Origin of the sequence: Halolamina sp. C58 (genome assembly GCF_051195095.1) — an archaeon.
Lineage (GTDB): Archaea > Halobacteriota > Halobacteria > Halobacteriales > Haloferacaceae > Halolamina.
The window spans coordinates 50,920-65,171 of sequence record NZ_JBNTJY010000004.1; the positions used below are offsets into that span (position 1 = coordinate 50,920).

15 protein-coding genes are annotated in these 14,252 nt (G+C 63.4%); 7 read left to right on the forward strand and 8 right to left on the reverse strand.

Annotated elements, in window-relative coordinates; genetic code table 11:
- Positions 1–42: 42 nt before the first annotated feature.
- The 6 genes from ACQUSM_RS15450 (at position 43) to ACQUSM_RS15475 (ending at position 5,855) form a co-directional block, all read left to right on the forward strand.
- Entirely contained in the window at positions 43–486 is a 444-nt protein-coding gene (locus ACQUSM_RS15450; protein WP_435120021.1) for a DUF411 domain-containing protein, read from the forward strand.
- Between the two features lie 529 nt (positions 487–1,015).
- Positions 1,016–2,236, forward strand: coding sequence for a 4Fe-4S ferredoxin N-terminal domain-containing protein (locus tag ACQUSM_RS15455; protein WP_435120023.1), 1,221 nt, complete (start codon positions 1,016–1,018; stop codon positions 2,234–2,236).
- Between the two features lie 79 nt (positions 2,237–2,315).
- Entirely contained in the window at positions 2,316–3,641 is a 1,326-nt protein-coding gene (nrfD, locus tag ACQUSM_RS15460) for an NrfD/PsrC family molybdoenzyme membrane anchor subunit (protein WP_435120024.1), read from the forward strand.
- On the forward strand, positions 3,641–3,874 hold the full coding sequence (locus tag ACQUSM_RS15465; protein ID WP_435120026.1) for a hypothetical protein: 234 nt from the start codon (positions 3,641–3,643) through the stop codon (positions 3,872–3,874). Before nrfD ends, ACQUSM_RS15465 begins: the two co-directional genes overlap by 1 nt.
- 43 nt (positions 3,875–3,917) lie before the next feature.
- Complete coding sequence (locus ACQUSM_RS15470; protein ID WP_435120027.1) at positions 3,918–5,015, forward strand: P-loop NTPase; 1,098 nt, start codon at positions 3,918–3,920, stop codon at positions 5,013–5,015.
- Positions 5,016–5,150: 135 nt separating this feature from the next.
- Positions 5,151–5,855 (forward strand): DUF7546 family protein, encoded by a 705-nt coding sequence (locus ACQUSM_RS15475; protein WP_435120028.1) that lies wholly within the window; start codon positions 5,151–5,153, stop codon positions 5,853–5,855.
- Between the two features lie 6 nt (positions 5,856–5,861).
- Here the strand turns inward: ACQUSM_RS15475 and ACQUSM_RS15480 are convergent, their stop codons facing one another.
- From ACQUSM_RS15480 to ACQUSM_RS15510, 7 genes are all read right to left on the reverse strand, one after another.
- Positions 5,862–7,307, reverse strand: a complete 1,446-nt coding sequence (locus ACQUSM_RS15480; RefSeq protein ID WP_435120030.1) for a heme o synthase — start codon at positions 7,305–7,307, stop codon at positions 5,862–5,864.
- Between the two features lie 4 nt (positions 7,308–7,311).
- Positions 7,312–8,124 (reverse strand): cytochrome c oxidase subunit 3, encoded by an 813-nt coding sequence (locus ACQUSM_RS15485; RefSeq protein WP_435120031.1) that lies wholly within the window; start codon positions 8,122–8,124, stop codon positions 7,312–7,314.
- Between the two features lie 2 nt (positions 8,125–8,126).
- Positions 8,127–9,011, reverse strand: a complete 885-nt coding sequence (locus tag ACQUSM_RS15490; protein ID WP_435120032.1) for a hypothetical protein — start codon at positions 9,009–9,011, stop codon at positions 8,127–8,129.
- Entirely contained in the window at positions 9,004–10,740 is a 1,737-nt protein-coding gene (locus ACQUSM_RS15495; protein ID WP_435120033.1) for a cytochrome c oxidase subunit I, read from the reverse strand. Before ACQUSM_RS15495 ends, ACQUSM_RS15490 begins: the two co-directional genes overlap by 8 nt.
- A complete protein-coding gene (locus ACQUSM_RS15500) occupies positions 10,740–11,495 on the reverse strand; it encodes a cupredoxin domain-containing protein (RefSeq protein WP_435120034.1) in 756 nt (251 codons plus the stop codon). The genes ACQUSM_RS15495 and ACQUSM_RS15500 overlap by 1 nt, the downstream gene beginning before the upstream one ends.
- A gap of 144 nt (positions 11,496–11,639) precedes the next feature.
- Positions 11,640–12,221 carry a winged-helix domain-containing protein gene (locus tag ACQUSM_RS15505; RefSeq protein WP_435120035.1) on the reverse strand — a complete coding sequence of 194 codons (582 nt, stop codon included), beginning with the start codon at positions 12,219–12,221 and terminating at the stop codon, positions 11,640–11,642.
- 4 nt (positions 12,222–12,225) lie between these two features.
- On the reverse strand, positions 12,226–12,522 hold the full coding sequence (locus tag ACQUSM_RS15510; protein WP_435120036.1) for a hypothetical protein: 297 nt from the start codon (positions 12,520–12,522) through the stop codon (positions 12,226–12,228).
- 53 nt (positions 12,523–12,575) lie between these two features.
- Here ACQUSM_RS15510 and ACQUSM_RS15515 point away from each other — a divergent pair, with 53 nt between their 5' ends.
- Positions 12,576–13,181: a hypothetical protein gene (locus tag ACQUSM_RS15515; protein WP_435120037.1), complete on the forward strand. Its 606-nt coding sequence runs from the start codon at positions 12,576–12,578 to the stop codon at positions 13,179–13,181.
- A gap of 555 nt (positions 13,182–13,736) precedes the next feature.
- On the opposite strand, the gene ACQUSM_RS15520 is transcribed toward ACQUSM_RS15515, so the two are convergent.
- On the reverse strand, positions 13,737–14,213 hold the full coding sequence (locus tag ACQUSM_RS15520) for a cupredoxin domain-containing protein (protein ID WP_435120038.1): 477 nt from the start codon (positions 14,211–14,213) through the stop codon (positions 13,737–13,739).
- Positions 14,214–14,252: the final 39 nt, after the last annotated feature.

The following is a 14,252-nucleotide window of genomic DNA, read 5'->3' on the forward strand; positions in this document are numbered from 1 at the left end:
CGTCGCGCTCTCCAGGTCGGAGGGACCGTCGGACTTGTCGGTGTGAGTGGCTGTCTCGGATCGTCCGGAACTGAGAGCTCCGCACCGAGCCTCGGGCAGGAAGCGGTCTCCCTGCTGAACGGCGGCACGTTCGTAACCTCGCTGTCGTGTCCGTGCTGTCATGGGTACGCCGACATCTTGAGGGGACGAGGTGTAGACACACTCGAGATCGTGGAACAAGAGAATTACACTGAACCGAAGCAGCGAGCGGGAATCCCCCGGAAACTGTGGGCGTGCCACACGATCACGACTGAAGACTACGTCTTGGAGGGCCATCTCCCCCTCGAGGCGGTCGAAAAAGTCGCAACTGAACGACCCTCTATCACGGGAATCGCGCTACCGGGGATGCCTGCAGGCTCTCCCGGAATGGGAGGAACAGCTGACGGCGAGTTTATCGTATACGCAATCGAACAGGATGGTTCCACAAGCGAGTATGTTCGTGTTTGACGTTCACCAATTGATCGCCTATCGAAGAAGAATCCTCGTCGAAATCTCGGTCTAAAAAGCCACGACCCATCGCGTCCGTGATCGTTTGCGTTGCTCAAGCAGGCACTCGTCGACATCACTAGAACATAGTGAGCCCGGATGTGAGCCGGAGAGGCCGATGGTGAGCACAGTCTCTCGGGACGATCTCCCCACGCACCTCACACTTCAGCTTCTGGTACTACCGTTTCCGACTCGCGCAGGCACCGCTCGTCGTTTGATCGTTCGTCTCCAGTAACTCCGCCACGACGTTGTGCGTGGCGCTGAGTCTTGCCGCGTAGATACCCGACGACGATATCGAGTGGCTCCAGACCGCCTTTTCGACGAGGCACTCATCGACGGACGCGAACATCATCGGGCTCGTTCCCAGTCCGTGAAAACGGTGGGGGTGGTTCTTGGAGAACGCGTGAGAGTTTCCACCTACGGTCGAACCACGCGAAAAACGACAGCTGGCGGCGACGGCAACACCCCTGCACGGCCGGAGGCTCACAGCATGCCAGACCCAGACGACGACACCCCAACATCGTTTGACGGCGAGGAACAGGAGCGGATGGAGCGCCTGCTCGACGACACCGAGTACGACACGGAGCTCGGCATCGAGATGGCGAAAGACGCCCAGCGCGTCGCGGCGGGCGAACTCTCGGAGGCGGAGTTCTACCGCCAGTATCACGAGGACGTCCTCGAGGAGTTCGGCGAGGACGACCGTGAGATCTCGGGGCTGCTCGACGATGCCGGTGGCGAGGGCTTCGGTGACCGGCTCTCCGGGCTCGCCGACGACGAGGGCGTCTCGCGGCGCGAAGTGATGGAGAAAGGCGGCGCGGCGGCGGTCGCACTCGGGCTGTTCGCGAGCGTGGACAGTGAGACTGCGGCCGCCCAAGCGGACGACGACGGCGACGGGACGCGGTACGGGATGACCATCAACCTCAACAACTGCGACGGCTGTCTCGCCTGCGTCGTCGCCTGCAACGAGGAACACGGCACGTCCGCGGGCGCGAACTGGATGTACGTGTTCACGTACGAGGACGAAAACCAAGGCGACGAGAACTTCCTTGTGCGGCCGTGCCAGCACTGCACGGACTCGCCGTGTACGAAGGTGTGTCCGGTGGGTGCGCGCCACACCCGTGAGCAGGACGGCCTCGTCCTGACGGACTACGACATCTGCATCGGCTGCCGGTACTGCGAGGTTTCGTGTCCGTACGGTGTCAACTACTTCCAGTGGGGCGAACCGGATGTCCCGGAATCGGAGATTCCCGACGACCAGCAGATCGACGAACGCGGGAAGTGGGTCGGCGCACGCCCGCCCGAGGGCGTGATGGGCAAGTGCACGTTCTGCGTCGACCGCCAGGACGGCGCGATGGGCGAGGACAAAATCGGGACGACGGCCTGCGAGGAGGCCTGTGCGATGGACGCCATCCACTTTGGGGACATGAACGATCCGGAGAGCCCCCCGAACCAGCACCTCCGCGAGTACAAGGACGAACAGGAAAACGACATGACCTATCCGAACCGCAAGGAGCACACCGTCTCCACGTTCAAGCTCATGGAGGAACGCGGCACCGACCCGAACGTCCACTACATCGGCAACGAGCCGTCGCCGCACGCCGAACAGGTTGAGGGGCCGGTGACCTACGAAGACGCCGGCATCGTCGACAACCGCAAGGAGGAGGTCTTGGACGACGGCGCGATGGCCAACAAGGAGGGGGAGGAGGCATGATTGGCAGCGCCGGCCGCGAACGGCCCGACCGCACCGACTGCGACGATGCGACGCCGCGCGCCAACGGAGGTGACTGGCCGTGAGCGTCGATGTCACCGGCGTCGACCGGGATACGCTCATCCGGCCGATCCAGTCCCGGTCGAAGTTCTTCCTCGTGGCGCTACTGGCGGCGCTGGCCGGCATCGGCGTCTGGCTGTACTTCTACGTCCAGCAGCTCCAGCACGGCCTCGTCGTCACCAACCTCGCGGACTGGGGGTCCGGCGGCGGCGTGCCGTGGGGCCTGTACATCGGCGCGTTCATCTGGTGGGTCGGCATCGCCCACGGCGGCATCATCCTCTCCGCGGCGGTACGGCTGCTCGACATGGACACCTACCAGCCGGTCGCGCGCATGGCCGAACTGCTGACGATTGCCGCGCTGACCGTCGCCGGACTCTACATCCTCATCCACGTCGGCCGTCCGGACCGCCTCGTCACGAGCGTGCTGCCCGCGTGGCCGACACGCGTCCAGTGGTCACCGCTCGTCTGGGACGTCACCGTCATCACCGCGTACTTCGTGCTGACGGCGACGTACCTCCTGCTCACCATCCGCTACGACATCCACCGGCTGCGCGACCGGCTACCCGACACCTTCGAACCGCTGTACAAGGCGCTGCTGGTCGGCTACTCGGAGAAGGAGGACGAGGTCGTCGAGCGCATGGTCTGGTGGCTCGCGTTCGCCATCATCATCATGGCGCCGCTGCTGTTACACGGCGGCGTTATCCCGTGGCTGTTCGCGTTGTTGCCGTCGATGGCCGGCTGGGCGGGCGGCGTCCAGGGGCCGTCGTTCCTCTCCATCGCGCTGACCTCCGCGGTCAGCGGCATCATCATCGTCGCCGCGGCGTTCCGGTACGCCTACGGCTGGCAGGAGCTCATCCCGAAGCAGGTGTTCTACGGGCTCTCGAAATGGCTCGGCTTCTTCGGCCTGCTGTTCCTGTGGCTGCAGCTCCAGCAGGTCATCACCGGCATCTTCGCGGCGCCGACGGCGCTCCAGTACGCGACCGAGGTGAAGCTCTCGACACCCGTCTACTGGCTCGCCATCGGTCTGGTCGGACTCGGCCTGCTGTACGTCTTCGCGGCCGCGCTGAAGGCGTCGCTGTTCTCGATTCCGCGCATCGTCGCGGTGTCGTTCGCGGTGCTCGCCGGCACGCTGATCGAGAAGACGCTGTTCGTCGTCGAGGGGCTCCAGCACCCGCAGTTTATGCTGTACGACGGCGTCCCCGGGAACTACATCCCCTCGCCAGTCGAGCTGTCCTCCATCCTGGGCGCACTCGGGATCGTCGTGCTGTTCTTCCTCACCGTCTCGAAGGTGATTCCGGTCGTGGAACTGCACGCCATCGAGGACAACCACGAGGAGGTGCGTGACTGATGCTCCCACTGTCGGCGGCTCCCTACACGCTGCCGTTCGTCGGTCCGGGCACGTACCTCATCTTCGGCATCGTGCTCGCGCCCGTCTACGTGATGCTGGCCGCGTGGTACTTCGGCAACCCGAGCGACGGCAAGACCGTCGGCCTCGGCGTCGCGTATCTCGCCGGCCTCACGACCGCGCTGTGGGGCGGACTGTTCGTCGCCACGATGGTCATCGAGGTCGCGTTCTTCTGATAACCACCCCCGCCGGGGGCTCCCGGCACCCACACCCAACACCATGCCCACTGCACCCGAACTCCGAGCACGACTCGCCGATGTCGAAGACCCGCTGAACGACGACGATGTCGTCTCGATGGGACTCGTCAACGATCTCACCGTCAGCGAGGACACCGCCCGCGTCGAACTGGCGTTCAACGCGCCGTACTCGCCCGCCGAAATCGAGATCGGGAACGACATCCGGGACGTGATCGAAAACGCCGACCTCGAGCCCGACCTGCGCGCGAACGTCGACGAAGAACACGGCTTCGACGAGGAGATCCTTCCCGGCGTGAAAAACGTCGTCGCCGTCGCCTCGGGGAAAGGCGGCGTCGGGAAAACGACCGTCGCTGCGAACCTCGCGGCCGGCCTGCACGACCGCGGCGCGCGCGTCGGCATCCTCGACGCGGACGTCCACGGCCCGAACGTCCCCAGAATCCTGTCCACCGAGAACGAGCCCGGCGTCACGCCTGACGGCGACATCGTGCCGCCGGCCTCGGAGGGCGTGCGTGTGATGAGCACCGACCACATGATGCCCGACGGCGACGAGCCCGCGGTGATGCGTGGGCCGATGGTCAACAACGTGATGATGAAGTTCGTGAACGAAGTTCAGTGGGGACGGCTGGACTACCTCGTCGTCGACCTCCCGCCGGGTACGGGCGACGCCTCGCTGAACCTCTTACAGACGCTGCCGGTGGCGGGCGTCGTCGTCGTCACGACGCCACAGGAGATGGCCGTTGCGGACGCCCGGAAAGGCCTGAAGCTGTTCGCGAACCACGACGCGCCCGTGCTCGGCGTCGTCGAGAACATGTCCGCGTACCACTGCCCGAACTGCGAGGACACCCACGAGATGTTCGGCAGCGGCGGCGCCGCCGAAATCAGCGACGACTACGACGTTCCCGTGCTCGCCGAACTCCCCGTCCACCCCGACTTCGACAGCGAGGGCGGCGGCCCGACGATTCGCGACGAGGACAGCGCCGTCCGCGAGAACCTCTTCGCGTTCGTCGACGAGACCGCCGACCGCGTCGGCGAAATCAACCGCCGAAAGGTCGCTGAACACGTCGCCGAACGCGGCGACGACGTTCCCGAAGAAGCCGACGCACCCGGCGGATCGCCGTAGCCCCGGGAGTCAGTCGGTGGATTCGAAGCCCTGATCGGGCATCTCGATCGCTCGTGCGTATCGGGCGGACAGTCGTCGAGTGAAGATTTATTTACGCAGCATAGTGACAGTGTACACGACAGAGCCGAACGACCAATGAGTTCGTCCCCAATCAGAAAGGCTGTGGACGGTGGCCGGTTCGACGTATCGAGGACCGACGTAGCTCTCTGGGCAGGAGTCCTCACAGCCGAGGCACTGGTGATCCTCGCCTACCTCGCGATGACCACGTCGACCCTCACCGAACCACGGTATGCGGTCTATCCGTTCGTGTGGATCAACCTCGGGCTTCTCGCCGTCTCACGAACGACGACGCGGGCCCGCCGCGGGCGGGTCCGCCTGCTCGCACTGGGGGTCACGGCCGGCTACCTACTCGTCCTGCTCTCGCTGGGCGGAGTGCTCCAGTTCGGTCCGTTTCCGTCGGCCGGCGCGGGGACCGAGTTCCGTGTCTCGTGGGCACTCCCTGGTTGGGGGCCACTGCTCGTGTACCGGAACAGCTGGCTTCAGGCCGTGGTTGTTCCGTTCAAACTGGTGGGCTACTTTTCGTTCGCCTATCTCCTTTACGCACGGCTCCTCGACGCGACGGCGGGCGTTCTCTCGGGTGTGTTCGGCGTAGTTTCCTGTGTCGGCTGTACGTTCTCCGTGCTCGTCCCGCTGCTCGGCGCGTCGACGTTCAGTGCGATCGCGTGGCTGTCGTGGGATCTCTCGACGCTCGTCTTCGTGGTCACTATCGCACTGCTGTACTGGGGTGAAGAAATCGGGGTGGGGCTGTCACGGACGGTCTCGCCGACCCCCCTTGACTGACTGTCCTCAGGCAACGACCGAGTCGAGCACGATGGCGAGCAACACGATGCCGAGATACGCGTTCGCCGAGATGAAACTGTCGCGTGCGGCACGGTCGGTTCGCCGACGACACAGCCGCACCACGTACAGGAGGAAGACGCCGCCGGCGACGGCTGCTGCGCCCGCGAACAGCCAGTCGAGCGAGGTCGAGACGATCAGGAGCGCAACGGCGACCATCGTCGCCCCGAGATACAGGAGGATGTGTCGCCGCGTCGTCGCCTCGCCGCGAACGACAGGTAGCATCGGGAACCCCGCAGCGGCGTACTCCTCCTTGTAGAGGAGCGCGAGATTGTAGAAATGCGCGGGCGTCCACAGGAAGATGACCGCGCCGAGCACGACCGTCGGGAGCCCGATGGTCCCCGTCACCGCGCTCCAGCCGATGAGTGCGGGAAACACTCCGACTGCGCCGCCGATGACGATGTTCTGTGTCGTATTGGGTTTCAGCACGAGCGTGTAGCCGACGCTGTACGAGAGGATCGCCAGGACGCCGAGGACCGCGGCGAGCGCGTTGACCTGAACCAGAAAAACCGCTGTCGAGAGGAGCGTGAGGACAACGCCGAACAGTGCTGCGTGGGCGACGGGGACGCGTTGCTCGACGAGCGGTCGGTCCGCAGTCCGGTCCATCCGTTCGTCGACGTCGCGTTCGAGGACGTTGTTGAACACGCCGCTGGCGCCGACTGCGAGTACCCCGCCGATCAGCGTCCAGGCGATCAGGGACGGCGATACGCTCCGGCCGCCAGCCAGCAGCATCGCGGCGAGCGCGACCAAACAGAGGAGCCACATCAGCCGCGGTTTCGTCATGCGGAGATACGCCCAGCTCCGTCCCGGAAACAGCGACCTCGCCCTGTCGTGGAAGCGAGACGCCGATTCGCCATCCGTCGACGACGAAGGAGCAGTCGACGAGGGGGTGTCATATCCCCCCGACGATGAGTGTGGCTCGGCGGCCATGCGGGTACTATCGCTCTCGGTCTCCGCCGTCGTCGCCGTCAACTGCCGCGACAGCGCCAGCACGAGGGCGGAGAAGATGGCGACGGCCACCACGAGGTGCGTCGCTCTGATCGGGAACGGGGTTCCGCCCCCGACCGAGAGTGCGCCGACACCGACTTGCACGGGGTAAAGGACGAGTGCAACCGCGACAGCCCGGCGAACCCCCGGTGGAACCCCCCCGGCGCGACAGCGCCACGCGACCCAGATGAGCCCCCCGGCGACCAGCAGCGCGAGCGCCCGGTGGCCGAGAGCGATGGCTAGCGCCGCGTCGAGGGGCCATAGTGATCCCCCACACGCGGGCCACGTCGTGCACGCCGAGGCCGCGTCGGTGACGGCGGTCGTGACGCCGGCCAGCATGAGCGCGTACACGCCGAGAGTCACGGCGACCAACCCGTTGGTCGTTCGGCGGGCGAAAGCGTCCCTCATGGTCTCACCCCGGGAAGTAGACGAACGCGAGCAGGAGTATCGAGACGAACGTGAGGAAATGCCAGTACGCCTCCGTCGTCTTGACCATGAGATGGCGCGTCGAGCTGAAGTGGTCTCTGGCCCACGCGCGGTAGCCGACGATGCCGCTCAACACCAGCCCGGCGAGGAGGTGCGCCGCGTGCGTCCCCGTCAGGACGTAGTAGGACGCCGCGTACGATCCCTTCGACGGAACGGCGCCGCCGGCGGCCATGTTCGACCAGTCGAGCGCGAACACCGCGAGGTACGCGACGCCGAGCACTATCGAGAGCGCGAGCCCCCAGGTGAACGACCTCCGTCGATCCCTCGCGAGCGCGTACCGGCCGTAGCCGATCGCCACGCTCGCGCCGAGTAGTAGGACCGTCATTACGAGACCCAGCGTGAGATCCGTGCCAGGCATCCCTTCCGGCGGGAACGGCCCTCGCACCGCTTCGAGATAGAACCACACTACGAACAGTGAAGCGAAGATGATGAGCTCCCCGAGGATGACCAGCAACATCGAGATGTAACCGGATTTGAACCCCAGGAGCTGGCGTTTCTGTCGCGGAACGATACCGGCCTCGAACTCGTCGACGACGTACTCCTTCGTCCAGCCCCACATCCCGTAAACGAGTACGGGGATGCCCACGACGAGAGCGGGGGTGAACATCGAGAGGCCGAGCCCGGTAAAGAACATCCCGAGCGCGACGAACAGCGGGTACTTGCTACCGTGGGGGAAGCCCTCGGCTCCCTCTCCCCGGCGAACTGGTTCCCCAGGTCGGTCGGCGTCTTCGTTTGACATTGTCAGTGACCTCCTTCCTCTTCACCATGGCCGTCGCCACCCTCGCCCGCCTCGAAGCTCTCGGGCACCGTACCGCCGTTGGCCTCGACCCAGATCTCGTAGTTCTCCGGCGAGACGATGAACACTTGTGAGACCATCTGTGAGTGGCCCTTTCCGCAGAGCTCCGCGCAGTTCACCTGGTACGTGTCCACCGGAATTTCGGTTCCGTTGGCCGTGATGGTCCGTTCACCTTCGACCTCCTCGACGTAGAACCACGCCGAGTTGATCTGGCCGGGCATCGCGTCCTTCTTGACGCCGAGCTCCTGGATGGCGAAGGAGTGTATCACGTCTGCCGACGTTAGCTCGAAGTTCAACACGGTGTCGGCCGGGAGAACGACGTGGTTCCCCTGGGAGAACGGTACGCCGGCGACATCGTAGCGGAAGAACCACTGGCCGGCAGTGATGTCCATTTCGAGGACACGTTCCGTCTCGACCTGGTCGGTCGGTTGGGCTGCTTGGTCGGTCTGGGCGAGCGCACTCGCCCCCATGAACACCGTCATGAGCACGAGGAACGCGATACCCAGACTCCAGACGCTGAAGGTGTACCGACCGCTTCCCGGACTGAGTTTCGCGGCAGACTCCCGTTTCGCGGCGGCGTACCGGTAGACGAACCAGCCAGTGACAGCAACGAACGACCCCCCGCCGATCATTGCGATGACTGACATCGTTACCCGGAAGTTGTGAATGACGCCGATCGGTTGGCCGGCGACAACCTCCTCGATGGTCACGATGCCGAAATCGTAGAAGAACAGCGCGAGGCCGAACGCGACGGTGAGTGCCCAGAACGCGCCAGACAGCGCGCCGAAGGAGCTGTCATCAGGCACCTCCACGTCGGACTCGTCACTCATCGGAATCACCTCCGTGCACCGCGTCGGTGCCACCGTCCGAGGCGACGACATCCGAGTCGCCGTCGAGGTCGATGTCGGCGTCGTCCTCAGGGGCGTCGTCGTAGACGTTCTCCGGCGTCGGCGCGTGGTGCGGGAACCCGTTCCACTCCGGCGAGGGCATGTTCTGTCCTTCGAGAACGTCCGCCCACGGGTTGTCAGCACGTTCGCCGTATCGAAGGCTCCAGAGCATGTTGATGAAGAACACCAGCTGGCCGGATGCGACGAAGAACGCTGCGCCGGTCGTCAGCACGTGCCAGAACTGGAGTTCGGGTGCGTACGTGTAGGTCGCGTAGCGTCGCATCATCCCGAGTTCCCCCAGCCGAGCCATCAGGAAGAACAACAGCGGAAGTCCCGCGATCGTTGTCACGGCGTGATACTTGCCCGCGAGGGAGTGATACATCCGCCCGGTGATGAGCGGATACCAGTAGTAGACGCCCGCGAGCAGCCCCATGACGCCGACCATGAACAGCGTGAAGTGGAAGTGGCCGACGACGAAGTACGTCGAGTGCAGCATCTGGTCGATTGCGGGCTGGCCGAGTTGGAGGCCCTCCATTCCGGAGTAGACCAGCCCGATGAGCAGCCCGATGGAGAACAGCATCGGCGTCGTGAGGTGAACCCGGCCCTTGTACATGGTCGCGAGCGCGCTGAACAAGTAGAGACTGAAGGTCAACGCGATGACCATCGAGAACACCATGAACGCGTACCGTGACGCGCCGAGCCCGGTGGTGAACATGTGGTGTGCCCACACGCCCGCCGAGAACAGCGAGAGCGTCACGAAGCTGACGATGACCCACTTGTTGCCGAAGATGGGGCGTTCGCTGAACCGGCCGATGATCTCCATCGCGATGCCCATCCCCGGAATGACGAGGATGTAGACCTCGGGGTGGCCGAACGTCCACCAGATCCACTGATAGAGCAGGGGCGCACCGCCGGTTCGGGCGTTGTAGAACGTCATCTCGAAGGCGCGTTCGAGGAAGTTCAGGTTGAGCGCGGTGACGACCCACGGGAACGTGTAGAACCCGAGCGCGGGCGTGATGATACCGATAGCCCAGCAGGCCATCGGGATGTCGAACCAGCCGAGGTCAGGGCGACGCTCGTTCACGACGGTGACGAAGAAGTTGATGCCGCCCGGGATCGACCCGCCACCGAGCAACAGCGTGAGGCCGAAGATTTCGGCGTCGATGCCCGACGTGTTGAGCATGGTCGTCAGCGGCGGATATTGGAACCAACCGCCGCTAGCCGGGAGTCCCGTGAGTCCGAACGCGTTCGTGAACACGGGGAGCCACAGAAGGAGGCCGCCGGCGGTGATCGACCACGCGCCGAGCGCGTTCCACCGTGGATAGGCCATCTCCTCGGCCCCGACCCAATGTGGAATGAGGTAGTTCTGGAACGCACCCGTGAGCGGCGGAATGACGAAAAAGACCATCGTCAATCCGTGCAGCGTGATTAGACTGTTGTACCCCGCCGAGTTCAGGAACGCGTTTGCCGGCGAAATCGCGAGTTCCGTGCGGAACACCAGCGCCGCGAGTCCACCGACGGCGAAGAAAAAGAGGGCGTTCCAGAGGTAGATGATGCCGATGACCTCGTGGTCGGTAGTGTAGAGCCAGTACCGCCACCCCGATGGCCCGTGGCCGTCGTCGTGATCATCGTGGCTGTTGGCGTCGTCAGCGCTAGTTGCGTGTTCGGTCATTAATGTCCACCTCCTTCCTCACCGTGTCGGACCATCGTGCGGAGATCGCCCTCGATCTTCTCTTTGATGACGGGACCGTTCACCGGGTCGGCATCGACGATGGGAGAGAGGTCAGCGGTCATACCGGGCGACCAGCCCTCACCCTGATTCTCCTCCCACAGGTCGCCAACGACGACCGCACCGGCCATTCCGCTGACACCGTAGTGGGGCTGGCAGAGATAGAAGTAGACGCCTCGTTCTTCGAACGTATGCGTGTACGGGCCGTAGCCGATGAGCTCGGTTTCTCCAACTGCGTCGAACTCGCTGTCGTGGCTGCCCGGCAGGAGTCCGGAATCGAACTGTGCTCCGGCCTCGGGGATCAGTCGTGGATACCCAGTCATCAGGTCCGGCGTGATAGCCGTCGCCGAGTGGGTTCGCTTTTCGGAGATACCCTCGCCGGTGTGCATCCACCGAACCGTCGTTCCGGGTTCGACCCAGACGACGTGGGGCATGAAATGGTAGTTGTTCGTGCCGTCCGCATAGGCGACCATCATCACGTCAACGAACCCTTCGTCGTTGGGCTCGGCTGGATACGCGTCTTTCGCCGGCGAGCCGGCCATGGCTGAAAGACCCATCTCCATCATCGGCTGCATGTTCGCACCTATCGAGCCATCCACCATCTGTGACTGGAGACACCCCGCAAGCGACATCGATCCCAACACACTCGCGGCCCCGACCGACCGCAGGAACCGTCGCCGACTCGGCTTATCAGCCACGTCGATCACCTCCGGTTCGTGGTACCATACCCCACTGTCTTGCTCAAGGGAGCAAATAACGTGGTGACGTTTCACCCACCTACCGACCCGAAATCCGGGGTACACGAATTAATGTGTGCCCCTTCAGTCGGGCGATTATTGGTTCTACTCGATAATGTCTGATTTCGTATTTTTTCGGAGGGAGAGAGTCTCGCTTACGTTCCCGTAGAGGTAGCGTTCACCGTATTGCGTGAGACGATACTGTCCACGATCGACGCGGGAGACGAACCCGTGATCCTCGAGCGTTCGGAGGCGTCGGTTGACTTCGTCGCGGTTCCGCTGTATGTTGCGTGCGATGATCGACGGGGAGAGGATGAGCTGTGTCGAGTGGAACACCTGCAGGATCTCGTCATCCATCGGGCGCATCCACTCTTTGGGGTGTCTCGCGGATGCGGGATCCCGGAAGAGAAGGGCGCTCCACTGGTTCGTGCGCAAGTCGTTGTGGAGCGGGCTGTAGAGGCCCCAAATGACCAACAGCCCGGCAAAAATGTGAACCAGGTGAGTGAGGTGTGGAGTGACGAAGTTGATCACCGGTGAGACCGTGACATACAGGAAGATCCCCGAAAGCAAGGGAACGACAAACCGTTGGTGTCGGCGTACGATATCCTGTGTAGAGAGGAGATAGAGTATTCCGGCACCCGCGAGAAATCCCGTGAGGACGTTGTAGAGTGCGATGAGTTCGAGCATTGGTTCACGCTGTGGCCGTTCGGACCCGACGCTGGTGGCGGATCATCAAGGCGATGAACGCCACGACGGCGGTGTTCAAAAGCGCCTGATACGACTGGAACTCGGCCGGTCGGGGTTCGACGGTGATGAGAAAGACGTGATGGAGCGTGAAAACCGAAAATGTGGCGATCACCCCGATAATCGCCGTCCCGAACGTGGAGTCACGGAACACGTCCCACGCCAAGAGCGACATCGTCCCGGCGACGGTACCGACGATGAGCGCGAACAGCGTCGTAGTCGTGTATCCGAACGTACCGAACATGTGCGAGTATCATCGGACAAGCTATATGTATATTTGGGACAGATACACACACAATGCGACCAATACGGACCGGTCCATCCGAGTGGGGTGTACTCCGTCGGTTGTTCTGGCGAGCAGCGTGGCATCCGCTTGAAACGGTTGGGGGTGTCTGGTTGTTCGGCTTCGCGCTGGGTAACGGGCTCATGATTCCGGGGTCGTTCCTTCTCGGCCGCGACGGCCTCGGGACCGCCGCGCTCTTTTCGGTCGCGGGCGCACTCGCCGGCACGTTCATCTGGGGTAGCTCGGTCGCGTACGTCAACCGAGAGACGGCGGAACTGAAGGCCGAGTTCGAACGAACCGCACGTACACTGCTCGATATCGATGAGGACCGCACGGTGACGGTCTCGGAAGCCGGCTCCCAGTTCGGTCTGACGCCAGCCGATACCTATCGGTTGAGCAGTACACGAACCGATGGCGACCACATCGTGCTCGAACGGGCGGAGTTCGAGACGGAATCATACTCACTCGTCGGTCATTCACCGAGACGACTCGCACGCGACCAGTTCGAGGACATCGACACCGAACGGGAAACACTCTCGATCCGAATCGACAATACGCCATGGGCAGTCGAACATCCCTTCAGTCGAATCTCGAATTCGGCGACGCGAGACGGTCAATGAGTGGGGATCGTCGGGCGTTCCAGAAATCATACTGAACCCCGGTAACCCATTGTGAATCCAGAGACTGATGGCGACGAACCAATAGGGGCTGCCTCAGCGGGGCGGGGGAGCGCGGAGCTCTCGTCGTTGAGGTCGGAGCCCGACCGAAAGGGCGGGGAGGAGCGCGTCAAATCCTCTGCAACCGCAAGACCTAGTCCGTCTGTACTCCAATTGTTTGCTACTGCTGCCCCGGCACAAGTCCGGGACAGTAGGAGCCACGAGTAAACTGGCTCCCGTGCTGCGAGGCTGGATGGTCTCGCAGCCTGTAGTCGGGGACGCACACACCGTCCACCGGCAATTAAACCGGCTGGACAATCCACGAGCCGGGTTCGGTAAGCGCGGGTCGCAGCACCGCTCCGACCCGCTCCCGTCCCGTGGAACAGCAAGAGAAAGCCGGGCCACGTCCACGCATGGGGACCGGAGTACAATTGCGGTGGAGTGCGGACAAAAACCCCGTCCTCAAGGAGTGACTGAGGGCCGCAAGGCCCGAGGGAGCGAGTAGGGCGGGGTAGTTTACTAGTACCTGTCCCCATCGTCGCCCCCGCTTTCACAGGGCAGGGACGGCTCGAGGGTTGCACCGCCGACGAGAACCGCGCCACACATGGATTCTCCATGTATCGTGCAGTAGTACTCGTAGACGCCCTGCTCCTCGAACGTGAACGTGGTGCTTTCACCTCCCGATAATGTTGTGCTGAAACTCCAGTCTGCGGCGCTGTCGTGGAACTGGGTGGCGGTAACGTCGTGTTCAAACCCATCGTCGTTAACCCACTCGACGGTCGTGCCAGCATCGATGGATACCCGAACCGGATCGAACGCGGTGTTCACCATTGCCACGGAGGTTCCCGCCGCTCCGTTAGCTGTCTCTGATGACGTTGCTGTCGCGGTTTCTGTCGGTGACTGTCCCCCACCATCATTGTTTCCCCCGGTACAGCCAGCGAGCGTGAGGGTTCCTGCCGCCGCGATGGAGGCAAACTGTCGTCTCGTTACTCGCATATGTGAGATTTGCGACGCATCATGGATAGCCGTTTTCCG